A 23,113-nucleotide genomic window follows, 5' to 3' on the forward strand; every position below is an offset into this window, starting at 1 on the left:
ATGCCTTTAACAGATAGCGAGATAGAAGAGATAAGAAGTATACTCAATAGAGAGCCAACGGTAGAAGAGTTAGCTATGTTTGAAGCACAATGGAGTGAACACTGTTCTTATAAGAGTAGCAGACTTCTTCTAAAGCTTCTACCTACGACAGGAAAACACGTTATAGTAGGTCCCGGTAAAGATGCTCCTGCTGTAGAACTTTTCCCCGGTATAGCTGTTGTTTTTAAGATTGAGAGCCATAACCATCCATCAGCTATAGATCCTTACGATGGTGCGGCAACAGGTATAGGTGGTATAGTTAGGGATATTCTTACTCTAGGTGCTAAACCAATAGCTCTTCTAGATCTTCTCTACATGGGTGATCCCAAGGATCCTCATGCTAATTGGTTGATAAGGGGTATAGTTAAGGGTATAAGCGATTACGGCAATAGAATAGGTGTACCAACAGTTGCTGGCGATACATGGTTCGATTACGCCTTCGACATACAGCCTCTAGTAAATGTTGTATGTGTGGGTATAGCTCCGATAGATAGGCTAGTTCTCAGAGGTCCTAGAGCTAATGACTATATAGTCATAATTGGTAATGCTACCGGTAGAGATGGTTTACTCGGTAGTAGTTTTGCTTCTAAACCATTAAGTGGTGAAGATGAGATTAGCGCTGTTCAGGTAGGAGACCCGTTGATGGAGAAGCTACTTATAGATGTTATCCAGATCTTAGTTGATAGAAAGCTTGTTAACTATATAAAGGATCTTGGTGGAGGAGGTCTAACGACAGCTATAAGCGAAACTGTTGCTGATTATAATCTTGGCGCCGAAATATATTTAGATAGGCTTCATACAAGACAAGAATTGACACCTCTAGAGCTTCTGGTATCAGAAAGCCAAGAACGTATGCTACTTGCTGTAGATCCTAACAATTTCCCTAAGGTTGTAGAAATACTTGAGAATTACGATGTCATGTTTAGCCTGATAGGGCGTTTCGATGAAAGTGGTAGGATAAGGGCATACTTCAAGGGAAAACTCGTAGCAGATGTTCCCTCAAAAGAGCTTGCAAGACCTAGAGCTATTAGAAGATCCTCTAAACCTCCTACAGAAGCGCTAAAGGGGTTTACTCCTGTAGTAGATGTACCGCAGATAGAATCTATAGAGAAAGTCATCATAGCTGTACTATCTTCACCCAATATAGCGTCCAAGAAGTGGATATATGAACAGTATGATTATGAGGTTGGTGCTAGAACGGTTATAAAGCCTGGATGGGGTGATGCTGCTGTCCTAAGACTATTGGATGGTAGTGGAAGAGGACTCGCTATAAAGGGTGACGCTAATCCTAGATACACATTCTTAGACCCATTTAATGGTTCTGCCAATAGTGTGGCTGAGTGTTTTAGAAACCTTGTTGCTGTAGGTTCGAAACCCATAGCAATAGTTGATGAACTTAATGCTGGAAATCCTGAAAAACCAGAGCATTTCTGGTATTTTGAAGAAATGTTGAAAGGAATAGCGTGGATTACAGAGGAGCTAGCGTTACCTGTTGTAGGTGGTAAAGTTAGTTTCTATAACGAGGATATGTATGGGAGACAGATAAAGCCTACATCCACTATAGTTGGTGTTGGAAAGGTAGATGATGTAACAGCTACGAAAACATTTGATTTTAAGTCTAGCAACTCCGTAATAATAGTTGTCGGTATCACATATCCTGAACTTGGTGGTACAGAGTATCTCTATAGGGTTCATGGACTAGAGGTAGGCGAAATACCTAGACCGAGACCTGAGTTAGAGATTAGGAATGCTGGGTTCATATTAGCAGCGATAAGGAGATCTCTTGTTAGTGCTGTACATGATATAGGGTTGGGAGGGCTTATAACAACAGTAATAGAGATGGCTATAGCAGGCAGTACAGGATTCAGCATAGATGTGTCTAAGGTTTTGTGTAGAGGTTGCTACAGACTTGACGAAATACTGTTCTCAGAAACACAGGCTAGGTATATAGTAGAGGTGGATAGAGATAAGTTGGAGGCATTTCTAAGTCTCGCTAATGAATATAACGTCTATGCAAGTGTTGTTGGACATACATCCAATAAATCAACATGCATCATCAGAAATGGTGATAAAGAAGTCTCTGTCTTTGAGCTCGAGTTTCTTAAGAATATCTATGAAGAGGCTCTCAATAAAGAGCTTGAGTGATACATGTGTGCGGTATAGCTGGTTATGCCTCAAGTAAACCAGCAAGTTTAGCAACATCAATAGCTCTATCTATATTGATAGAGCTTCAGCATAGGGGACAGGAATCCGTGGGACTAGCTACAGTATCGCTAGATGGCTATATAGATGTTCGTAGCGGTAGAGGAACAGTTGTTGAGGCTTTACTAAATGGACTCACTGTTGATATGGGTAACAGGAATATTTTTGGTGCTATAGCCCACACAAGATATTCCACCTCTGGAGGATACATGGATAGTGTTTCTCAACCTATAGTTATAGGCAATGATGACTATAGGTTTGTTCTAGCGGTTAACGGCACCATAGCTAACTACAAAATACTGGCGAAAACGTTTGGAATGGAGGGCAACTATAATGATGCTCAAGTCCTTGCCAACGTCTTATACAGGCTTGCACTAGAACACGATAAGGATGTTATTGAAGCCTTAAAGAGTTTCTCTAAAATAGCTATAGGGGGGTATAGTATTGTTATATTGACCTCTGAGCCCAGACTTGTAATAGCTAGAGATCCCTATGGTTTTAGACCTCTAGCCTATTCATATAATGGTGAAGAAATTGCTGTAGCTTCTGAAACTGCTGCACTCGATGTAGTTGGATACAATAACTGGATTGAAGTTGGGGCTGGAGAGATAATATCTTTTGATGGAAAATCGTTAGAACGAACACACAGCATTACTGCCACCTTTTCTCCATGTGCATTCGAGTACGTGTATATCTCTAGACTCGATTCCGTATTCAATAACGTTAACATCTATACAGCTAGAGTTCGAATGGGCTATGAACTATCTAAAATGATGCCTGTAGAAGCAGATATAGTTGTTCCCGTACCAGATAGTGGACGTGGAGCAGCTATTGGCTACAGTAGAGGTAGTGGTATACCTCTTGAAGAGGGGCTTGTTATAAATAGGTATCTTGGTCGCGGATTCATATTGCCTCCAGGGCTTAGAGATGTTGTTGCTAAACTTAAGTATGGATTCATAAAGACAGCTATTCAGGAAAAGAAGGTTATACTTGTTGACGATTCTATAGTTAGAGGAACAACTATGGCGGCCATAGCGAGTAGGTTGAGGAAATATGGTGCTAAGGAAGTTCATATCAGGATATCTAGTCCTCCCTTTAGGTATCCATGTTTCATGGGAATAGATGTTGCCTCTAGAAGTGAGCTTCTAGCTTGGAGAAAAATGGATTTAGCAGATATAGCTTCATCTCTTAATGCGGATACTGTTGCCTATAACACAGTTGAAAATATCGTGAAATCTATAGGTATAAATACGCTGTGTCTAGCCTGTTTTACCGGGACATACCCATTTAAAGGTTTAGGTGTTGAAGATCTTGAAGAAATGTTCTCTAGGTGATACTCAGTGACAGGGCTGTTAGCAATATATGCTTTTGATGACTTGTGGAACTTGGGTCCCTACATAAGGTATGGATTGATGTCGCTACAGCATAGAGGTGCTGAAAACTATGTTGTATGTATTTCAGAAGGTGATGTAAAATGCTATACTGCGAACAACATAGACAATGTTAGTGAGCATGTTGCTACAAACAAGGTTATAGCTGCAACGTATAGTAATAGAGATGAAGCTCTATACATCCATAAGGAAGACGGCCTAGATATTGCTGTTTTAGCTGATATACCTAATGCAGTTCTAGAAGAAGTAGCCAAAGAGCTTAGTAGAGCCTTAAAGAAAGATGGTACAGTTAAAGGTGTCACAAGAGCCTTAGAAAATTTTGGAGCAAAAGAGTACATACCTTCATTTATCGCTATAACAAATCGAGGAGATATAATTGTTTGGCGAAGTGTAAGTGGATTAACACCTCTTGTCCTCGGAGGATACGGCTTCGATATGGCTATAGTATCCTCAGAAACAACAGCTATAGATATTCTCGGGGCTGATACAAGAAGATTCCTACTACCTGGTGAAGGTCTATTGATATCCAGATACCTTTTAACAAAATTCAATACAGCTTCAGCCATAAACCCAAGACTGTGTCTCTTCGAGATACTCTATCTGGCTAGACACGATGCTATAGTAGACAATGTATCTGTGTATAGTTTTAGAAAGAGCTTGGGCAAAGAACTGGGAGAGCGATTCAATAGAGATGTAGATGTTGTTGTAGGTGTACCTGAAACCGCTATACCTTACGCTATAGGCTTTTCTCAAACAATAAATAAACCTTTTGAGTTAGCCTTTATTGCTACAGGAGGTAGGGTAAGGTCTATGCTTAGATTCGATCCTAGGGAAAAACTTATAGCAATTCATTTGAAAATGAATCCCATCAGACACAGTCTTGAAGGTAAAAGAGTTGCTATAGTGGATGATAGCATGGTTACGGGTTCAACAATAAAAACGATATCCCAGATACTTAGATACAGAGTTGGTGTAGACGAAGTACATCTACTTATAGCTAGCCCTCCATTAATAAGTACCTGTCCCTACAACATCATGAAGCTAGATATGGAGAGTCTTCTAGCAGCTAATCTATCTAAGGAGATGGCACTAAAATATCTCGAAGTTGATTCACTTAGCTGGTTACAGCCAGAAGTAATTGATTCTGTTGCTAAAATGTATAGACTGAAGTTGTGTGGAAAGTGCTTTGGTCGTGAGTTTTTTGGGTGAGTTTATGAAAGTTCTGGTAGTAGGGTCGGGAGGAAGAGAACATGCATTAACACTTCTGATATCTAGAAGTATGCTGAATCCGAAGATCTATATAGTTATGGATTATAGGAATCCAGGTCTAGAGAGAATTTCGGAGAAATCTGGAGGAAGATGGTTTATAGCTACAACAACTAGCCCTAAAGAAGTTGGCAAAACTGCTGAAGAAGTTTCACCAGATCTAGTTATCATAGGTCCTGAGGAACCGCAATTCAGTGGGGTCTCTACATACTTGAGGGAGAAGGGGTTCATAGTATTTGGAGCAGATGCTAAATGCGCAGAAATAGAGAAGAGTAAGGTTTTTGCAAGAACATTGATGTGGAAATACGAAATACCTGGGAGACTCTACTTTAAAGCATTCAGAAGTATTGATGAAGCAAAGAAGTTCATAGAGTTTGCTGGAGATGTTGTGATAAAGCCCGCTCGACAAGCAGGTGGAAAAGGTGTTAAGGTTCTTAAAGATACTCAAGCCTATCTCTCAAAAGATAAGGTCAATATAAAGAAGAACTATATAGATAAACTCTACTCCGAGATGGAGAGCTACGGAGATATAGACTACAAGATACTTGTTGAACAAAGAGTTGAAGGAGTAGAATACACAGCCCAGGTTATAACTGATGGAAGTAGCTTCGTGTTCCTACCCATAATACAAGACCATCCCCATGCATACGAATTTGACACAGGTCCAGAAACAGGTGGTATGGGAAGTATATCGGGACCCGGATGGATACCACCATTTCTGGATCAGGAAGAATTTGAGAGAACCAAAGACATTGTTGCAAAAGTGCTGTATAGTTTAAGTGTTGAGATTGGTATCAATTATATGGGTGCTTTTGCGGGACAAATGATGCTCACTGGTGTATGGGGTCCAACAGTTATAGAGTTCTATAGCAGGTTTGGTGATCCAGAAGCATCTAATCTTGTACCTATTGTAGTAAGTGATTTCCTAGATCTTCTAGATAGAGCTGCTAGACAGAAATTGGCTTCAGCTAAGCTTGAGATAGATGAAGAGAAAGTTGTTGTAGTAAAAGCTGTAGCACCCGTAGGCTATCCAGATAACAAGAGGATAGCTATTGATCACCCCATAAAGGTTGATGAGGATAGAATCAAGGATATAGGATGTGAAGTGCTTTATGCTAGTGTTAGTATAGGTCCTGATGGAAATCTATACACAAGAGGGTCTAGAGCTGTAGAGATAGTGTGTTATGGATCGAGTTACGAAGAAGCCTATAGTTTGTCTGAAAAAGCTGTGACGTATGTTGAGAGTCTTGATGGTTGGTCTCTATTCCATAGAGGTGATATAGGTTCGCCATGGCTTGTTAGAGAGAGAATAAAACTTGCTGAAAAAATAAGGAGGATATATAGTGATAGAGCTCGAAGAGGGGTACTGGGTGAGATGTATGTATGGATACCAGGTGAAGGAATTTATTCGAATCCTCTCTTATCTCCTGTAAGGTGGTAGGTATGGAGAAGAGAAACTATCTATCAACACCTATGTTTGGTGAATCGATAAAGATCATGTTGCTTGGTTCTGGAGAACTCGGTAAAGAGGTAGCTATAGAGGCTCAGAGACTAGGTGTAGAAATTGTAGCTGTAGATAGATATGATTGGGCTCCAGCAATGCATGTAGCACATAGACGCTATGTGATAGACATGCTTAATTCTAATGCCGTTAAGGCTGTTGTGAAGAGAGAGAAACCAGACGTAATTGTGCCTGAGATCGAGGCCATAGCTACAGATGCATTGATAGAACTTGAGGAAGAAGGATACTTCGTAGTTCCTAATGCTACAGCCGTAAAGATAGCTATGAATAGAATTGAACTGAGGAAATATGCGGCAGAAAAACTGGGGCTACCAACAACTAAATACGCATTGGCTACTAACGAAGATGAAGCTGTAGAGGCCTGTGACAAAATTGGTTACCCGTGTCTGATAAAGCCTGAAATGAGTAGCAGTGGCCATGGACATGCCAAGGTATTCGAACCTTCTCCTAAAGCTGTTAGAGATGCTTATAACTACGCTATAGCTCATGCAAGAGGTAGAAGTGGACGTGTAATAGTTGAAGAATATGTAGATCTCAAAACAGAATTCACTATATTAAGCTATAGGTATTTAGATGAAGATGGCTCTATAGTAACAGATACATGTGAACCTGTTGAACATTGGAGATACGGTCACTACCACTATATAGAGTCATGGCAACCCTCATCTAAACCTCTAGAAATACTGAACAAAGCTAAAGAAATAGGTATAGCTGTTGCTAAGGGTCTCGGCGGTTTAGGGATATTTGGTGTAGAAGTATTCCTAACAAAAGACGGTAGAATTCTGTTTAGCGAAGTTGCTCCAAGACCTCATGATACAGGTATGGTCACCATGGCTAGTCAGGAATTGAGCGAATTCGCAATACATGTTAGAGCCATATTGGGCTTACCTATACCTAGACCAAGAATAGTGACACCAGCTGCAAGTCTAGCTATATACACAGATAAAGACAATATATGGGCACCAAAATTCTACGGCATTTATGAAGCATTAAAGATACCTGGAGTAGACATAAGGACCTTCGGTAAACCGGCAACGTATAGAGAAAGAAGAATGGCTGTAATATTAGCTAAAGGTCTTACTGTAGAAGAAGCTCTTGAGAAAGCACGTAAAGCTCTTACCCACATAAGAATAGAATAATTGTGATAGTTATAAATATATTTCTATACATTTGATGAGATATATCTGTATCTCATCAAATGTATAGAGTCTTAGAATAATAGAGCTCAGTATATCTATCTAAAATGAAATGTGAATGATGTGGCTCATGTTAGCTCTATTTCTTCTACAATTCTAAAGGATTAAAATATCTTAACATTATCTACAATCAATATACTTGAAACTTATTTGCTTAATTCGTAGGTTTTATTTCTGGGTATTACTTCAAATATGTTAGCTACACCATGGCATGAACATGCAGTTGCTATAGCAATTAGATTATAGCGATCTATATATTTATCTAAATCCTTTAAGAAGCTATATAATTCTAAACCGCTATAGCCTCCAATTCCCTCTACAATAAATTGTGATTCAAGTACTATGCTTAAATTAGTTATATGCCTCAAAACATATTTCAGAATCTCTTTGAGTGGAGCTATTTTAGTTTTACCTGTAATGGGGCATACAGGAGGTTCTATGCAATCAGGTTTACATAGTTTGTTAAACGGCATATAACTCATTACAACTATCCCATTTAGAGAATCGACTTTTACATCAACCTCATAATCTCTAATCATATCAACAACTCTAGCTATAGATTTAGATGGATATACACTACATGCTTTAGCAATTAGATACCTCTCTACAACTTTTCCAGCCAAATGTATTGGAACAGTAGGTATTATAATTGAAGGAATTATATTTAGCATCAACAATCTGAGAAGAACCTCTACCACATCAGCTATCAGCAAGACCTTTCTACATCTTTTTCCTTTTCTCATTAGTTTATCTAGACTTTGTAGCGTACAATCAACGTATCTGTTAGCTGGACATTTGCTATTGATATCCACGACAAGAATTTCATCTTTATTATCTATTGATAGTAGAGCTTTTGTTCCATAGAATCCGCCTCCAGCTATAAGTATCATTTGCTTTTACCAAACGATCTACCGATTACATATCATCTTGTTATTCTTCAGCTATTCCTGTTACCTTAACTATCTTTTCTGCTGCTTCTTTTGAAATACCTTTCTCTCCAAGAATTGTGTATCTTTCAGGTCTAATAGTGTGTGCTATCGATAAAGCTTCAACGATTTTATCTAAACTAACCCCTATTTCTCTAGCTGTTGTAGGTGCACCTATTTTCCTTAGTACAGATCTTATCTTTTTCCAGTTTCTGCCATGTAGGTATAACGATATTATGGTGCCAATACCGACTTCTTCGCCATGTAGAGCTGGATAGTTAGCGACTATATCTATTGCATGTGCTATCATATGTTCAGAACCACTCGCAGGTCTAGTAGAGCCTGCTATAGCCATAGCTATACCGCTACTTATGAGAGCCTCTACAAGTATTCTTATTGCTTCTAATGTAAATGTCTTCTCTTCAAATAACTCGCTATTCTTTAATATATGTTTTGCTGAAAGGAGGGCTAATGAAGCTGCATAATCTCCATAGTATTCTCCCCTAAGTTTATGAGCTAACCTCCAATCAAGTACTGAAGAAAATTTCCCCAGAAGATCACAACAACCAGCTATAATGTTTCTCCTAGGAGCTCTGGATATGATTTCTACATCAGCTAGCACAAGAACTGGTGTAGCAGCCTTGATTGATGTTGGTCTACCCATATCACGTATTGAGGCAAAAGGTGATGCAATACCGTCATGCGATGGTGATGTAGGTACACTAATAAAGTACTTATCAGTAGTTGCAGCAGTATACTTAGCTACATCAAGTGCTTTCCCGCCTCCAACACCAACAATAGTATTGGCACCAACTTCTCTAAGCATAGCAATGGTTTTCTCAACCTCTTCTTTAGACGATTTAGCGACATACATATTCCAACAATCAATACCTTTATCTTCAAGAGACTCAGCAACAATTTTAGCGTAACTTAAGGTTGATGTAGTTCCCGAAACGATTAGAGCATGTGAACCCAGCTGCATCTCTTTGACTATCACACCAATGTTATCGATAATCCTTGTACCCACTATTACTCTCTTAGGTAGATCAATTCTATGTTCATTATGCATATAAGTGCACACATCCTAATTATTTCATAGAGACTTATTAAGCTTGCATGCAAAAAGAGTGGGTGAATAGTATCTTCTGATGAGGAGCTAAATCATGTATGAAACAGGGGTTTCATTTCCAGAAAACATATTGAGGAAACTTGAAAATGTATACAAAGGTACAACTACTATAGGAATGAGAGTTAGAGAGTTCGTGGTATTAGCTGCAGATAAGAAAGCTACAGCAGGACTGTACGTAGCTCACAAAAATGTAAAAAAGATAGCAAAGATATCAAACAATTGTGCTCTAACAATAGCGGGTCTCGTAGCTGATGCACAAACACTTGCAGACTACTTAAGAGTAGAATCTCACTACTACCAGGTCGTAAATAGAAGACCAATGAGTATACGCAGTATGGCATCATTATTAGGACTTTTGCTAAATGAATATAAGTATTTCCCATTCATAGTACAACTTTTACTCGGAGGCTACGACTATTACGAAGGACCGAGACTTTTCGCAATAGAGCTCTATGGTGATGTTACTGAAGAAAAATACGCTGCTACAGGTTCAGGTTCACCACTAGCTATAAGCATAATAGAGTCTAACTATACAGAAGATCTAGATCTAGACGACTCAATAAAGCTAGCTGTCAAAGCGGTAGCAGCGGCTTCATCTAGAGATGTATTTAGTGGTGGTGTGGGAATTGATGTTGTCATTATAGGAAAGAATATGTACAGAGAACACACTTTCCAGGGAGAGGAGATCAAAAACATCGTTGGTAGAATATACTCATGAGTTTCAACATAGATCTAGCCTATATAAGGTCTGTTATACTAAAGACAATACCACCTTCAGCACAAGTAACAAGACTAGAGTTTGAAGGACCAGAAATAGCTATCTATGTTAAGAATCCAGAGTTCTTAATGGAGCAAAGCGGTATAATATCTCAGATAGCGAAATCCGTAAAGAAGAGGATTGTTGTTAGAACAGATCCATCGATAAGAAAGAATGTAAATGAAGTAAAAGAGTACATAAGCAGCATTGCGCCAACTGAAGCCGAAATAGAGGATGTAGAGTTTGACCATGTTTTAGGAGAAGTTGTGATAAAGGCTAAGAAACCACATCTACTGGACGACAAACTCAATCAAATACTTGTTTACACAGGATGGAGACCTAGAACCATACGTGCCACACCAATAAGATCTGGAATACTCGAAGAAGTTATGAGAGGATACTTAGCGCAAAGCGAATATAGATTAAGATTTCTTAGAGATCTTGGAGAATCAATACATAGAGACGTTATCCTAGCCAAGAATGGGAACAACTACGTGAGAATGACGTTTCTTGGAGCTGCTCAAGAAGTAGGTAGATCAGCTATATTATTAGAGACAGCTGAAACAACACTACTGCTTGATTTTGGTATGAATCCTGGCAAAGGATTATCACCCAATAGCTTTCCAAGAATAGATCTGCTAAAGATAGATCCACAAGATATAGATGTCGTAATTGTTAGTCATGCGCATCTGGATCACGCTGGCTTCGTTCCCTACCTCTTTAAGTACGGATTTAGAGGAGCCATATATACTACTGAAGCTACTAGAGATTTAATGGTACTTTTGCTTAAGGATTATCTTGAAATAACAGAAAGAGAAGGTACAGAGCCACCTTTTACACTCAAAGACGTTGAAAAGATGTTGCTGCATACTGTTGCGCTAAAGTATGAAGTTGTTACTGATATTGCTCCAGATATCAGATTAACTCTCTATAATGCTGGACATATACTTGGTTCAGCTATAGCCCACCTACACATAGGTAATGGATTCTACAATATAGTGTATACAGGGGACTTCAAATTCGGTAAGACTAGACTACTTGAAAGAGCTGACTATAAGTTTCCAAGAGTTGATTCAGTAATAATGGAAAGTACCTACGGTACGACTGAGCAGCCTAAGAGAGATGAAGCTGAGGAAACGCTTCTAAAAATAATCATCGACACATATCAGAGAAGAGGAAAGATACTGATACCTACTCTCAGTATAGGAAGAGCTCAAGAGATAATGGTGATACTTGCTGATGCTATGAGACAAAACAAAATACCGCCAATGCCGGTATATATAGAAGGTATGGTTCATGAAGCTACAGCTATACATACAGCTTATCCAGATCTATTGTCAAGGGATTTGAGCAAAAGATTAAAAGATGGTGAAAATCCATTCGAATATGAAACTTTCGTAAGAATTGAAGGACGGGAACCAAGAACAGAAATTGTTGAAAGCTCTGAACCAGCAATAATTATCTCGACCTCTGGAATGCTTACAGGTGGACCTGCTGTTGAGTACTTTAAGTTGATGGCCTCTAATCCAAATAACTCCATAATCTTTGTTAGCTATCAAGTAGAAGGTACATTAGGAAGGAGGGTCAAAGATGGTGCTAAGGAGGTTGCATTCGTTAATGATAGAGGTAAGGTAGAGATAATTAGGGTAAAGATGCAGGTACATGCTGTTGAAGGTTTCTCAGGTCATTCAGATAGACGACAATTATTAGAATATCTAAGGCATGTAGAGCCAAAACCGACAATGGTGTTCCTAGTTCATGGCGAGAAAAACGTGGTGCAGGAATTTGCAAACGATATAATTAGGTACAAGAAGAAGATGTATCTAGAGAATATAGATGTAAGGATACCAAACATATTGGACTCCTACACATTAGCGTACAATCTATAACAATCTATAGCTGGATTATATAGACTTCAATTACTTTCTATCATTATACGTATTCATACTGTTGTACACACCATTCGCTACATATCTTGGATTTTATCGTAGAAGATGAATACTCTCCAATTTTTTTAGGAATTCTAACAACAACTATATCTTCTATACCTCTACTCTTTAGCTCATTGATTATATAGTCTGGTTGTGGTTGATCGTATCCTAAGGCGATAACGGAGGGTTTCACATTAATTATTGAATCAAAAATATCTTTATCTGATCCTATGAAGGCTCTATACACATACTTAACGGCTTCAACTAATTTAACTCTTTCATCTTCGCTAAATATTGGATTAAATCCTTTGAATCTCTTATAATTACTATCTCTTGATACAACAACTACCAGTTTGTTTCCTAAACCTGAAGCCCATTTAAGAAACTCTATATGACCTGGATGAAGGATATCGAAAGAACCTGCTGCAAATACTACTACATCTTCAGATCTACTCCACTTCCATTCGATAGCTCGCATCATTCTTAACGCATCCAGAAGCCCTTCAGCATAAGATATCGTGACTAATCCTGTGATACAATCACCTTTCTCGAGATAGTATTGAGAGTCCTTCATATAGTCTACGGCTAGAGATACCACTTTTGAAGCCGATGAATCTAATATCTTTAGCGTCTTCATGCTATTCTTAAAGTTTGCTAAATATTTAGCAAGACGTTCACAGGGGAGGCTCTCCATAGAGCATCTCCATTGATGTAGTAAGATAACGTCTTCGTATATGTACAGTATGGTTAAAGCATTCGAGTTAAAAATACTTGATATCACACCATGCAATAGGTAGATACTCTTCTATCCAGCTTTTGTGTATTTCTCTATATAGACTACAGTACTATAATTGCTCATGTATTTATATACTTCTTCGGCTATCAATGCTTTAACAAGCTGTAGCTCTCTATCAAGATATATCTCTCTTGGAAGCTCGATATATATGGTCATTTTCTCTGGCTCTATCTTTATATCGAATCTATCTAATGGTATACGCTTATACCTTCTATGTAATAGCCATCGAACTTTTTCAGCTTCATCTTGAATGATTTTAACCACCTTGTATTTGCATAGAAGAGTTTTACTTGCAAGTGGATGATTAAAGTCCACCATGACTCTACCCCCGGTTATTGCTTTTACTATACCGATTTGGCCGTCTATTTCAACTGTTTTTCCGACTTCTGGAACAATATTCCTTTTGAGCATGACATTTATATTCATTATCTTGACCTTCGATGGATCCCTAATTCCATAAGCTTTTTCGGGGGGAATCTCTAGTTCATATTCATTGTCTGCTTCAGCTACATTCTCTACATGTTCTTCAAGACCCTGTATGATTCTGTTTTCGCCAACAATAATTAATAATGGTTCATAGATTTTATCGGGCTCGTGTTTTCCTTCTTTTTTAGCTACCTCCTCTAAAGTTGTATCTATCAATTCGTTTGTATCTTTTATCCTAATGATATAGTCTATTAATACGAAGCTATTTTTGGGTATAGGCATAACTTGGTCTCCTGATATAGTCATCTGAACTAGGAGAAAATAAAAAGCTATGCTTTAACATTATGCAAGCATTTCTAACTATATTATGATGGTTATTTATTACGTTAATCCTTGTGACCACTACTAGGAAACTTTATCATAAGATGCAGTATATCTATATTGAGCTAGATAACACCTGGTAATCATCGAGATCTCAGACTCTCAATACCGCTTTTTCTGTTCCACAGTTATGTAGAGAAAATTTTTAATACATGTATAGCAGTCTAAGGCACATTGTTTAAACTTATATAGACTTTTTACTTCAGGAGGTATTGTGATGTAGCTGGAGCAAATGTTATGAGATTTATAGCGAATACAATAGTATTTATATGGTGAGATCTTGAAAGAGTTCGAGATCAAGGTCCCTGTTGATGATTTGGAGTACGTTGAAAAGAACTTGAGGAAATTGGGCGCAATCTTTATTGGATTCTATGAGGAACACGACTACTATGTCGATATGAGGCCTTGTATAGACCTTATGCTAGTTGATAGTGCTTTGCGTATACGTTTGTCTAAAGATCTCGTTAAGGGAGGCATAACTTCTGAACTAACTTTTAAAGGACCTAAAGAAAGGCATGAATTTGCCAAAATTAGGAAGGAAGTAACAGTTACCATAGATAGCGGCAAAAAGATGTTGGATATATTTAAGTCTTTGGGATTTAATGTAACTGCAGTAGTTCTAAAGAGGAGAAAGATCTTTAGGTACAATAACTATAGAATATATCTAGATGACGTAGAATCTCTTGGAAAATTTGTGGAAATAGAATTTGTTTCTGAAAACGAGAATGTTTCTGGAGTTGAAGAAGTGTTTACTGATTTAGTCAATATTCTTGATCTACCTAAGATATTCATTTCTAAATCATATCTAGAGCTCTTACTCGAGAAAAATTTACAGATATCTACATCAAAATCATGATAAGGTGATATAGGGATGGTTGTTAGAGGTCTCTATCCCGGTAGATTTCAGCCTCCTCATTGGGGACATATAGAGGTTGCTAAATGGGCACTAAACAGAGTTGACGAGCTGATAATAGTTGTAGGTTCTGCTCAAGAGAGTCATACGTTAGCTAATCCATTTACTGCGGGAGAAAGGATCCTTATGATACGTGAAGGATTAAGATATGTGGGTATCGATATGGATAGAATATTTATTATACCTATAGCAGATATATATATGAATTCTGTATGGGTTGAATATGTGGTTATGTTTGTTCCTCCATTCAAATATGCTGTAGCTAGAAATCCACTTGTTGTAAGGCTTTTCAAGGAGGCTGGATATGAGGTACTGGTACCCCCTCCATACAATAGAGAATTGTATAGCTCTACAAGAATAAGGAGGTTGATGCTACAGAATAGCGATGAATGGAAAAAGCTTGTACCACCCTCAGTAGCATACGTAATAGAGTCTATAAATGGTGTTGAAAGATTAAAAGAAATTTCAGGTAGAGATTAATGATAACTATTGACGGTAGTATAGGCGAAGGTGGGGGACAGATACTTAGATATTCACTAGCTCTTGCATCAGTAATAGGAAAACCTGTAAGGATTATAAACATTAGAGTCAAGAGGAAAAATCCCGGTCTTCAGCCACAACATCTAACTAGTGTAAGGGCCGTATCTATGATGACTGACGCTGAAGTAGAGGGAGCATATAGAGACTCTACGGAGCTTATATTTAAGCCAAAATCGCTTAAAGGAGGAAGCTATGTATTTGACGTAGGTACTGCAGGTAGTGTTACACTTGTTCTTCAATCAATTTTACCCATTCTTCCATTACTTGACTCAGAGACCCATATAGAGATTAGAGGAGGAACAGACGTACCTATGAGTCCACCGATAGATTATGTAAAGTACATCTTGTTACCTCTACTCAAGCTATTCGGATGCGAAATAGATGTAACTTTAGTTAGGAGAGGCCACTATCCTAAAGGAGGTGGTATAGTTAAGATAATTTCTAGGCCTGTGCGTTCTTTAAAACCTATAGACTTAATTGAAAGAGGAAAAATTTTTAGAATAGGTGGTAGATCTCATTGTGTGAGATTACCTAGTCATGTAGCTGAAAGACAGGCAAAAGCTGCTGAAGAATTTCTCGAGAATAAGGGTATAGATGTTCCCATGAACATAGAGTTAGAACATTATGAGCCTAATAAAGATCCTCATTTAGGTCCTGGAAGCGGTATTGTTCTCTATGCCGTATTTGAAAAGAGTGTTCTAGGTAGTGATTCTCTTGGTGCTAAAGGAAAACCTGCTGAAGCTGTTGGAAAAGAAGCTGCTGAGAAACTATATGAAGAAATTAGAAGTAATGCAACTGTTGATAAACATGCAGGAGATATGATTTTACCTCTAGCCGTATTAGCTAAAGGTACTACACGATATATAGTATCCAGACTGACATCACATATTTTGACAGCGATTGACATTATAAAGCTCGTGCTGGACATTAATGTATCTGTGAGGCCCTACGGAAATAACTATCTACTGGAGATCCCAGGAATCCAGATATAGAGCATGAGTAAATATTGTTTATCTCTAGTGTCTAGATGTTTAATATCATCTTTATGTATTTTATACTATACTGATGTTTTTGGTATCTTACACACCTATCTTACACGCACTCTATTATACTTCTTATTTTGCCAACTATATCTCCTCATACGACTTGATCTACCGAATCCACATGCAGCACAATAACCTTTGGCTACATTATACGCATTTCTACCACATCTCCTACACTTAATATGTGTTACGTTCTTACTCCTTTTACCCATCGATGGTGTTCCTTTCATAAGCTACACCTCTATATCGGTGATATCACAACTACATTTTCGCCTCTTATAAGAACTGTTCCGAGACGTCTCCAGCTCCCTTCTTCCACCTCTTCTTCAGCATCATCAAGTACTATATTTAGATGAAGATCGTAGCTCTTGAGCCTTCCTCGAATCGTTTTTCCTCCACGCAACTTTATCAGTACAGTTTGTCCCAATGATTCAGCTAATATTTTGTGTGCTGTATCGCCTGGTGTGATCTGGTTGCTCAGCTTGCGACACCTTTATGTTTAGTGAAAAAGCTAGGGAAATATAAACTTAACCCAATAAGTTATAAAACGCAAAGCCTATAAGTCCCACATCATAGTAGTAATTGGGGCCGTTAAACAGCGGGGTAGGGCAGCCTGGTAGCCCGCGGGGCTCATATGACTTAACTCTGAGAAACCCCGAGGTCGGTGGTTCAAATCCACCCCCCGCTACCAGTTAGAGAACGGCCCCATCAACTCTACTTCCATCAACTTCTATAATATTATTTATAAGCTGAGATGTGAAAAATGATTTCAGCCCCGCTACCTCACATCTCTCTAAGATCCCTTAAGGGATATGAAGATGAAGAGAGATCGGTTATGCGGGGCACAACACAGATTTAACGTACTTTGTTCGTAACATGTTCTAAAAACTCTTCTAAACTCATCTCCTCTATATGTCTGGATAGATCTACTAGGTACACTTTACCATCGCTCTTTCTCATGAGACGTACAACATCACGTTCCTTTAGTCTATAGATGTCTATTTGTTTGAATCCTAGCTTCTCTAGAGATTCCTTATACCTAGTGCTCTTAGTACCCATATATTCCACCCTATTTGACATGATGAGTGTATAGGGCCGCGGCCGGGATTTGAACCCGGGACCTCGGGATCTCTGTGCCTTCCTTTTCTTAGAGCTCCACAGTCCCGCGCTCTACCAGGCTGAGCTACCGCGGCCACCAGCTATAGATTTCATTGCTAGTTTGTTTTTCTCCTCACAGCTTAAAATATTTTATTATAAATCTGTATTTGGGATCTATAAATCAATTATATTGAATTTCATAGTATCTATGTCTATTATTGCTACTGATTGTCGTCCTGTTATATAACCGCATACTTCTCCAGGATTTAGAACTAGTACAGAGTCTTTGGATAGCACATCGACTTCATGGGTATGACCATATAGAACTATATCGTAATGACCTGTTGAAGCTAGTGAGTAAATGATGTTCTTTGTGTGTTCTTTTGATCCATATCCATGAACGAGAAGTATCTGTTTATTTCCTATAGATGTAGCAAACATGAATTGTTTAAGTATAGCTCCACCTTTTATTGCCATCTCCTTTAACTGAATAATATCACCATCGTTATTTCCTAAGATAGTCAATATTTTTGTGGGAAACTCTAGGATCTTAGCAAATGCGAAAGGAGATATTATGTCTCCAAGATGTATTAGTACATCTACATCTTCTTTCCTGAAGATAGTGAGAGCCTTCTCTATTGCTACAATGTTGTCATGACTATCGCTCATAATACCTATGAGCATAGTAGTAGACAGATAGCTCACTATTTAAAAGTTTACACGATCATCTGGAAGCTCAATAGCATCGTGGACACAAATAACATTCTTTAGATCACATTCTCTAATCTTTTCTAAATATTTCTGACCTATTTGTGGCACATTAGTAAAGAATTTTTGGTATAGGGTGCTCAAGATAATAATTGGAGTGTTAACGGATAATAGGTACAAATACCCATATTGTTCGGTTCTGTACATACCTCTAATTTGAATTGTAGTGTAGCTGTTTGACCACCTGTCGTGAAATATCCTGAGAGAATTAGATAGTTAGCTCCACCTATGTTTAACTGAGCCTGATTTGTAGAAGAATATATAGGTACTCCATTACGTATCGATATGTTCGTAGTCCTTGTGGTACTCTCGATCCATAGGTCTAGATTTAGTGTGGTAGGTGTTGAAACATGAACTAACAGGAGTCTGGTGTATAGAGCCTGATTGACAGAAATCCTGAGGAAACGAACTGTTGTAGTGAATGTGGATGAACTTGATATATAAACATTCACGTTCGCGCTACTTCTATTGCTACCTAGATACACAGTCATAGGTTGTATCGATAGAGCGTAGGTATCCCCGCCTAGAATAGACTCTATCGATGGAACAGAATAGACTCCACAGACATATGCATCAGGATATCTGATCACTATTCTTCCATCTACACCAGTACCGACAACAATATCTCTCGCTACTCCGAGGTTAAACGTCGTGGATGTTCTAGTATAGTTTACTAGGCTATCAAGGTTATCCCATACTTCGACAACCATATTGCTATAGAAGTTCGTGAACAATATACCTCTAGGATCAACAGTTGATAATATGAAGTCATCGAATCTGAACCATAGAGTTGTGGTCGCATCTATTGTAACACCTGCGTATGCTGGCCTAAACCTAGTAGTGCCTGTATCCCGAACAGTTAAAGTAGCTACCAAAATGCCGTTGTCATCGTATATCCAGAGCATAAAGTCTATCGATACACCGGTATCCACGTAGTAGAGAACAAGCGTATACCATCTCGTAGCAGAGTAGCTAGAGATTGTAGTAGATCCTAGAAATCTCCATGCACCGTCCCATTTCCAGACATATGCATTATATCCGTAAACCGATATCTCGTAGAGCCTATTTCTATCAATATTGATCAATCCTATGCCTTTGTAACCATCTATAGTCTCAGCTCTAGACCTAACAGAGATCCAGAGAGATGAATAATCATCTATCCTTGTGTTCCAGTAGTACTGTGAAGTTCTTCCTCCAACTCCCGTATTATTGTCTCTTCCCCTCAGAGCATTCCCCTTAAAACCTCCATTTACCGACAAATCCCAGATTCCTCCATAGCTGATCCATCCAGGTGTAGGGTATGTCTCGAAATCCGTGTACGTTATTGCTCCTCTAGTAGTTCTCACTAGGATTCTACATGTATATGTGTATGGTGGTTGCTCTAGAGTTGCTGGCGGTTTTTGTGGAGCTATGGATAGGGTTAGAGGATAGTATGTGAATGCTGATGCTATAGTTATGTTGGAGAACATGAAAACTGCTATATACTGTGTAAACTGTTTAAAGTTTATCTGCTTCTTCATAGCTAATACATCTCTATTGTGAAGCTTGGTTAGAACTAGAGCTGTAGCAGTAGCTGATGTCACTATAGCAAATCCTAGTATAATCGGTATAGCTGGAGTGTTTGTAATTATTTTGTTGAGTATTGTTGATTCTAGCCTAACTCCTGTATATATAATTGTTCCAGCACTTGTTCTAGCTACAATTTCGTCTCCAATCAGCTGACTGAATCTAGATACATCAAATTCAACTACTCTATAGAGATATCCTGAGAAAAGTCCATAGAGAGCTCCTAGAGCTGCAGAAACACCATATACTAGACCTGATGATATATGTGGCTTATGGTTCATCAAAATGATTGAGATAGCTGAAGTAATCAGTAGAGCTATAGTGAGTATAAGGAATGTTAAGGAGACGTGTCTTACGTAATCTGTATGTGGCATAGATATGAGCTGTTTGTTGTAGGTGTAGTAGATTCTGTAGTCTAGAAGAGAGTAATATCCCTCAATATATCCTCTAAAGAGCCAGAGAGGTGTAGCCACTATAAGCACATAGACTAGCGATACAAATAAACATGCTGTAGCAGATGCAGTTGTAAGGATCTTTACTCTTTTAGTTATCTTATCTTCATTGGTAGACCAAGCCATTTCACTTCACCTTGATTTAACCAGTAAACATAGACATAAGCTATTTCAGCATATTTGGGAGGCTCAATAACGATTTGAGAAAATCCATCAATAACATAGCTTCTGTTAATCCATAACCAACTATTGTTATCTAGATACCTAATGGATATATTAATGGTTATCGGAAAACAGTTAAGGTTTCTCGCAATTAGGATCCCATTTACAAAACTTATCTGAGGATCTAGACCCCCTATCAAGATTGGATATTCTCCACTAAGTCTTCCAACTCTATTGAGTAACGCCTCAATCTTGATTACCAGAGGCTCTCTATACTCAAAAGCTTTCCTAAGCAAATCTTCACCAGGTTTAACAACTATTTCTCTAGGATTAAAATCAACAATATCTACTTTAGTAGAGTTAACCTCTACTTCTGTAAGAATCATTGGTATAGCATTGATGTATCTAATGCTTAGTGTACAGCTATCTAACTGAAAATAAACACCTGCTAACCTGACTAGCGAAGGTTTAACTGGTTCAGCATTGATTGGTCTAGGTATAGTTGAGTATACAGATAGAACAGTAGCAAAGATAACAATAAAGAGTATCGCATACGAGTAGCCTAGTACAAGTGTCTTCAAGATATCGCGAACAAGATAAGCTACAGCAACTGCAAGTAGAGGGATCCAGATCTCTCTAGCCATCACAAACACAACCTTTCCTATAATCTTCTCGATCTCTATAGGCGGATCTAGAGAATCAACGTTATCCCCTTTAGTTATGATCAACAATCTATCTCCATTAACTGTATCAAGCACCATAAAGTCTACAACTCTATGAGCAATACAATGGTTTGGTGTCAAACAATAGATAACAATATCTCCGAGAGTGAATGATTCTCTAAAATAGATAACAATATCTCCACGTCTAAGAGCAGGCTCCATACTATCAGAAATAACTACAGAAACACCGAACAGGCTTTGGTAACCAAATCTAGAGAGAAACGTAGATACAACTAGAACTATGAGTATAGCTAGTAATACGTATGGTACATAGATGGAAGAGTTTGAGAAAAAACGTTTTATGCTCAAACCTACTCTATTCATCTATAGATCACTGCTATCTTCCGCTATTTGGGTTTATTGGCGGTGCTTCTCCAGATGATGGCGTATACACTAATCTAGCTGAAGCACTGTAGCTTCTACCCGTTATAGATGTTCCTTCAGGAATATATACATAGAGATCTATCTGCCAGCTACCGCCAATCGGGAGCTGACCTATGTATTGTGCTGTGTTGAGTGTTGGTGTAGTTATGTCGAGTTCCTTCACTATAGTTGCTCCACTATACACAAACATCTTTACTCTATTACCAACTGGTAAGCTATTGTCATAGGTATAGAAGATCACGTAGATGTGCATAGCGTCGTTATCGTTATTCACAATTCCTAGGATATCTTTGTAGTACGTCTCTTGATATGTTGGATGTATCTCTATTGATGCTGATGCACCGCTAGTTCCTATGTTCACTATTATCGTGTTGCCACCTATATCTGGTTTTCCTGCATTACTACCAGTTACAAATCTGACTTCTGGTTGCTGAGGTACAACAGTTATGTCTAGAGGATAGTAGGCAAATAGGCTAGCTGTCACAATTGATACAGCTAATATCAATAGTATTCCTGTTAATGCTTTTCTAAACATTTTACATCACCTTTTAAACTTATGGGATACCTATATACAAATCTATGTATAAGCAGTTTTTGAAACAATTTAAGTTTTGTGATTTAGACACTCATCTATAGCTGAAAAGCTCTGTTTCAAGATTTAAGGTGTGTATACATATGTGTTGTACATGTTGTTAAGTAAATTGTGATTTTGTTGATTACCAGTTTAAGAACTATAGAGATGTAGCTACCCTAAAATCCATCACATATCCATATGCTAGCCACTACAAACCTTAGCATCATCTAGCATTATCGTGTTAAGATCGGTTTTATATATAGGTCAAGATATCTATAGATATATAGATATTATAATACTTAATATCCGTAGATGAATCGAGATACTGAGGATGATGAGCCCGTAGTGAACGGAGTTAATGAAGATGGAGATTTCGACTGATAATCGCTAGATACAGAAAAGCTATTTGTGGTCTACTTCTTCACAAATTTGAATGTGAATGAAGAGGCGGGGTGGATTTGTTAGTGAATAGACAATGGTACAGCAATTTATATGAAATTCAAATTATATGCACATATGTAATGACGGTATTCCTAAAATACGGCCAATCCACAACTACCTTCTGGATCCACAGGATCTGAGGTCAAAGTTATGCACAGTCTTGAGGATATGCCTCTACTTGATGCTTCGGTAGGCTATAGAGATTATGCTGAATTAATTTCAGTATTAAGTGCTAGTAGCAAGATCCGTAACCTAATGAAGAAGGGCTACAGTATCAAGAATGTAAAGATTCTCTATGGCGTAGAGTTATCTGTGGATATGGAGCTCAAACCTATGTATGCTGTAGTAGCTCTTGTTAGAGAAGGTCACAACATTATTTATTTCCTTATAGATATCATGAAGAAGAGGATAGTAAAGGTAGCAGATATTAGAAGAGAACAGAAAATAAGCAATTAGATCAACTACACTAACCTGTATATCCTCTAGAA

At 38.2% G+C, this 23,113-nt stretch carries 22 protein-coding genes and 2 tRNA genes; 12 read left to right on the forward strand and 12 right to left on the reverse strand.

Going from position 1 to position 23,113, the window contains the following annotated elements:
• The 5 genes from purL to purT are packed head-to-tail and all read left to right on the forward strand — an operon-like array spanning nucleotide 1 to nucleotide 7,559.
• Complete coding sequence (gene purL, locus QXK50_02405; protein MEM2008014.1) at nucleotides 1-2,184, forward strand: phosphoribosylformylglycinamidine synthase subunit PurL; 2,184 nt, start codon at nucleotides 1-3, stop codon at nucleotides 2,182-2,184.
• Between the two features lie 5 nt (nucleotides 2,185-2,189).
• The gene (gene purF, locus QXK50_02410; protein MEM2008015.1) at nucleotides 2,190-3,575 is read left to right on the forward strand and encodes an amidophosphoribosyltransferase; all 1,386 of its coding nucleotides are present in this window, start codon (nucleotides 2,190-2,192) and stop codon (nucleotides 3,573-3,575) included.
• A gap of 6 nt (nucleotides 3,576-3,581) precedes the next feature.
• Nucleotides 3,582-4,841 (forward strand): amidophosphoribosyltransferase, encoded by a 1,260-nt coding sequence (locus QXK50_02415; protein MEM2008016.1) that lies wholly within the window; start codon nucleotides 3,582-3,584, stop codon nucleotides 4,839-4,841.
• A gap of 4 nt (nucleotides 4,842-4,845) precedes the next feature.
• Nucleotides 4,846-6,339: a phosphoribosylamine--glycine ligase gene (gene purD / locus QXK50_02420; protein MEM2008017.1), complete on the forward strand. Its 1,494-nt coding sequence runs from the start codon at nucleotides 4,846-4,848 to the stop codon at nucleotides 6,337-6,339.
• 2 nt (nucleotides 6,340-6,341) lie between these two features.
• Nucleotides 6,342-7,559 carry a formate-dependent phosphoribosylglycinamide formyltransferase gene (gene purT, locus QXK50_02425; protein ID MEM2008018.1) on the forward strand — a complete coding sequence of 406 codons (1,218 nt, stop codon included), beginning with the start codon at nucleotides 6,342-6,344 and terminating at the stop codon, nucleotides 7,557-7,559.
• A 203-nt stretch (nucleotides 7,560-7,762) separates the two neighbouring features.
• Here purT and QXK50_02430 read toward each other — a convergent pair whose 3' ends face one another.
• Together QXK50_02430 and QXK50_02435 are read right to left on the reverse strand one after the other, a co-directional pair.
• Entirely contained in the window at nucleotides 7,763-8,506 is a 744-nt protein-coding gene (locus QXK50_02430) for a hypothetical protein (GenBank protein ID MEM2008019.1), read from the reverse strand.
• A gap of 40 nt (nucleotides 8,507-8,546) precedes the next feature.
• Complete coding sequence (locus tag QXK50_02435) at nucleotides 8,547-9,611, reverse strand: NAD(P)-dependent glycerol-1-phosphate dehydrogenase (protein MEM2008020.1); 1,065 nt, start codon at nucleotides 9,609-9,611, stop codon at nucleotides 8,547-8,549.
• Between the two features lie 94 nt (nucleotides 9,612-9,705).
• Here QXK50_02435 and QXK50_02440 point away from each other — a divergent pair, with 94 nt between their 5' ends.
• Both QXK50_02440 and QXK50_02445 read left to right on the forward strand, forming a co-directional pair.
• Nucleotides 9,706-10,389, forward strand: coding sequence for a proteasome subunit beta (locus QXK50_02440; protein MEM2008021.1), 684 nt, complete (start codon nucleotides 9,706-9,708; stop codon nucleotides 10,387-10,389).
• Nucleotides 10,386-12,317 carry a beta-CASP ribonuclease aCPSF1 gene (locus tag QXK50_02445; protein MEM2008022.1) on the forward strand — a complete coding sequence of 644 codons (1,932 nt, stop codon included), beginning with the start codon at nucleotides 10,386-10,388 and terminating at the stop codon, nucleotides 12,315-12,317. The genes QXK50_02440 and QXK50_02445 overlap by 4 nt, the downstream gene beginning before the upstream one ends.
• Before the next feature lie 43 nt (nucleotides 12,318-12,360).
• Here QXK50_02445 and QXK50_02450 read toward each other — a convergent pair whose 3' ends face one another.
• On the reverse strand, nucleotides 12,361-13,053 hold the full coding sequence (locus QXK50_02450) for a DUF357 domain-containing protein (GenBank protein ID MEM2008023.1): 693 nt from the start codon (nucleotides 13,051-13,053) through the stop codon (nucleotides 12,361-12,363).
• Nucleotides 13,054-13,164: 111 nt separating this feature from the next.
• On the reverse strand, nucleotides 13,165-13,863 hold the full coding sequence (locus tag QXK50_02455; GenBank protein ID MEM2008024.1) for an FKBP-type peptidyl-prolyl cis-trans isomerase: 699 nt from the start codon (nucleotides 13,861-13,863) through the stop codon (nucleotides 13,165-13,167).
• A gap of 379 nt (nucleotides 13,864-14,242) precedes the next feature.
• Here QXK50_02455 and cyaB point away from each other — a divergent pair, with 379 nt between their 5' ends.
• From cyaB to rtcA, 3 genes are read left to right on the forward strand one after another with little or no spacing between them, the layout of a single operon-like run.
• On the forward strand, nucleotides 14,243-14,818 hold the full coding sequence (gene cyaB / locus QXK50_02460) for a class IV adenylate cyclase (GenBank protein MEM2008025.1): 576 nt from the start codon (nucleotides 14,243-14,245) through the stop codon (nucleotides 14,816-14,818).
• A 15-nt stretch (nucleotides 14,819-14,833) separates the two neighbouring features.
• Entirely contained in the window at nucleotides 14,834-15,355 is a 522-nt protein-coding gene (locus tag QXK50_02465) for a nicotinamide-nucleotide adenylyltransferase (protein ID MEM2008026.1), read from the forward strand.
• The gene (rtcA, locus tag QXK50_02470) at nucleotides 15,355-16,407 is read left to right on the forward strand and encodes an RNA 3'-terminal phosphate cyclase (GenBank protein ID MEM2008027.1); all 1,053 of its coding nucleotides are present in this window, start codon (nucleotides 15,355-15,357) and stop codon (nucleotides 16,405-16,407) included. Before QXK50_02465 ends, rtcA begins: the two co-directional genes overlap by 1 nt.
• 95 nt (nucleotides 16,408-16,502) lie before the next feature.
• Here rtcA and QXK50_02475 read toward each other — a convergent pair whose 3' ends face one another.
• Both QXK50_02475 and QXK50_02480 read right to left on the reverse strand, forming a co-directional pair.
• Nucleotides 16,503-16,688, reverse strand: coding sequence for a 50S ribosomal protein L37e (locus QXK50_02475; GenBank protein ID MEM2008028.1), 186 nt, complete (start codon nucleotides 16,686-16,688; stop codon nucleotides 16,503-16,505).
• Nucleotides 16,689-16,699: 11 nt separating this feature from the next.
• Nucleotides 16,700-16,927, reverse strand: coding sequence for an LSm family protein (locus tag QXK50_02480; protein MEM2008029.1), 228 nt, complete (start codon nucleotides 16,925-16,927; stop codon nucleotides 16,700-16,702).
• Nucleotides 16,928-17,055: 128 nt separating this feature from the next.
• On the opposite strand from QXK50_02480, the gene QXK50_02485 reads away from it, so the two are divergent.
• A tRNA-Met gene (locus QXK50_02485) sits at nucleotides 17,056-17,149 on the forward strand.
• Nucleotides 17,150-17,313: 164 nt separating this feature from the next.
• On the opposite strand, the gene QXK50_02490 is transcribed toward QXK50_02485, so the two are convergent.
• The 6 genes from QXK50_02490 to QXK50_02515 all read right to left on the reverse strand — a co-directional run bounded on the left by QXK50_02490 (nucleotide 17,314) and on the right by QXK50_02515 (nucleotide 22,145).
• Complete coding sequence (locus QXK50_02490) at nucleotides 17,314-17,517, reverse strand: hypothetical protein (protein MEM2008030.1); 204 nt, start codon at nucleotides 17,515-17,517, stop codon at nucleotides 17,314-17,316.
• Between the two features lie 34 nt (nucleotides 17,518-17,551).
• Nucleotides 17,552-17,651, reverse strand: a tRNA-His gene (locus QXK50_02495).
• Nucleotides 17,652-17,730: 79 nt separating this feature from the next.
• Complete coding sequence (locus QXK50_02500; GenBank protein MEM2008031.1) at nucleotides 17,731-18,240, reverse strand: metallophosphoesterase; 510 nt, start codon at nucleotides 18,238-18,240, stop codon at nucleotides 17,731-17,733.
• A gap of 164 nt (nucleotides 18,241-18,404) precedes the next feature.
• Nucleotides 18,405-20,468 (reverse strand): hypothetical protein, encoded by a 2,064-nt coding sequence (locus QXK50_02505; protein ID MEM2008032.1) that lies wholly within the window; start codon nucleotides 20,466-20,468, stop codon nucleotides 18,405-18,407.
• Nucleotides 20,438-21,550, reverse strand: a complete 1,113-nt coding sequence (locus QXK50_02510; protein MEM2008033.1) for a signal peptidase I — start codon at nucleotides 21,548-21,550, stop codon at nucleotides 20,438-20,440. The genes QXK50_02505 and QXK50_02510 overlap by 31 nt, the downstream gene beginning before the upstream one ends.
• A 13-nt stretch (nucleotides 21,551-21,563) precedes the next feature.
• Nucleotides 21,564-22,145: a hypothetical protein gene (locus QXK50_02515; GenBank protein ID MEM2008034.1), complete on the reverse strand. Its 582-nt coding sequence runs from the start codon at nucleotides 22,143-22,145 to the stop codon at nucleotides 21,564-21,566.
• A 630-nt stretch (nucleotides 22,146-22,775) separates the two neighbouring features.
• Between QXK50_02515 and QXK50_02520 the strand changes: the two genes are divergently transcribed.
• Nucleotides 22,776-23,081: a hypothetical protein gene (locus tag QXK50_02520; protein ID MEM2008035.1), complete on the forward strand. Its 306-nt coding sequence runs from the start codon at nucleotides 22,776-22,778 to the stop codon at nucleotides 23,079-23,081.
• Nucleotides 23,082-23,113 lie beyond the last annotated feature (32 nt).

The organism is Ignisphaera sp. (assembly GCA_038831005.1).
GTDB lineage: Archaea > Thermoproteota > Thermoprotei_A > Sulfolobales > Ignisphaeraceae > Ignisphaera.

Coding starts and splice junctions, on each gene's coding strand:
- purL (MEM2008014.1), top strand. CDS start 1: ATGCCTTTAACAGATAGCGAGATAGAAGAGATAAGAAGTATACTCAAT.
- purD (MEM2008017.1), top strand. CDS start 4,846: ATGAAAGTTCTGGTAGTAGGGTCGGGAGGAAGAGAACATGCATTAACA.
- purT (MEM2008018.1), top strand. CDS start 6,342: ATGGAGAAGAGAAACTATCTATCAACACCTATGTTTGGTGAATCGATA.
- QXK50_02430 (MEM2008019.1), bottom strand. CDS start 8,506: ATGATACTTATAGCTGGAGGCGGATTCTATGGAACAAAAGCTCTACTA.
- QXK50_02435 (MEM2008020.1), bottom strand. CDS start 9,611: ATGCATAATGAACATAGAATTGATCTACCTAAGAGAGTAATAGTGGGT.
- QXK50_02440 (MEM2008021.1), top strand. CDS start 9,706: ATGTATGAAACAGGGGTTTCATTTCCAGAAAACATATTGAGGAAACTT.
- QXK50_02445 (MEM2008022.1), top strand. CDS start 10,386: ATGAGTTTCAACATAGATCTAGCCTATATAAGGTCTGTTATACTAAAG.
- QXK50_02450 (MEM2008023.1), bottom strand. CDS start 13,053: ATGGAGAGCCTCCCCTGTGAACGTCTTGCTAAATATTTAGCAAACTTT.
- QXK50_02455 (MEM2008024.1), bottom strand. CDS start 13,863: ATGCCTATACCCAAAAATAGCTTCGTATTAATAGACTATATCATTAGG.
- QXK50_02465 (MEM2008026.1), top strand. CDS start 14,834: ATGGTTGTTAGAGGTCTCTATCCCGGTAGATTTCAGCCTCCTCATTGG.
- rtcA (MEM2008027.1), top strand. CDS start 15,355: ATGATAACTATTGACGGTAGTATAGGCGAAGGTGGGGGACAGATACTT.
- QXK50_02475 (MEM2008028.1), bottom strand. CDS start 16,688: ATGAAAGGAACACCATCGATGGGTAAAAGGAGTAAGAACGTAACACAT.
- QXK50_02490 (MEM2008030.1), bottom strand. CDS start 17,517: ATGGGTACTAAGAGCACTAGGTATAAGGAATCTCTAGAGAAGCTAGGA.
- QXK50_02500 (MEM2008031.1), bottom strand. CDS start 18,240: ATGCTCATAGGTATTATGAGCGATAGTCATGACAACATTGTAGCAATA.
- QXK50_02505 (MEM2008032.1), bottom strand. CDS start 20,468: ATGGCTTGGTCTACCAATGAAGATAAGATAACTAAAAGAGTAAAGATC.
- QXK50_02510 (MEM2008033.1), bottom strand. CDS start 21,550: ATGAATAGAGTAGGTTTGAGCATAAAACGTTTTTTCTCAAACTCTTCC.
- QXK50_02515 (MEM2008034.1), bottom strand. CDS start 22,145: ATGTTTAGAAAAGCATTAACAGGAATACTATTGATATTAGCTGTATCA.
- QXK50_02520 (MEM2008035.1), top strand. CDS start 22,776: ATGCACAGTCTTGAGGATATGCCTCTACTTGATGCTTCGGTAGGCTAT.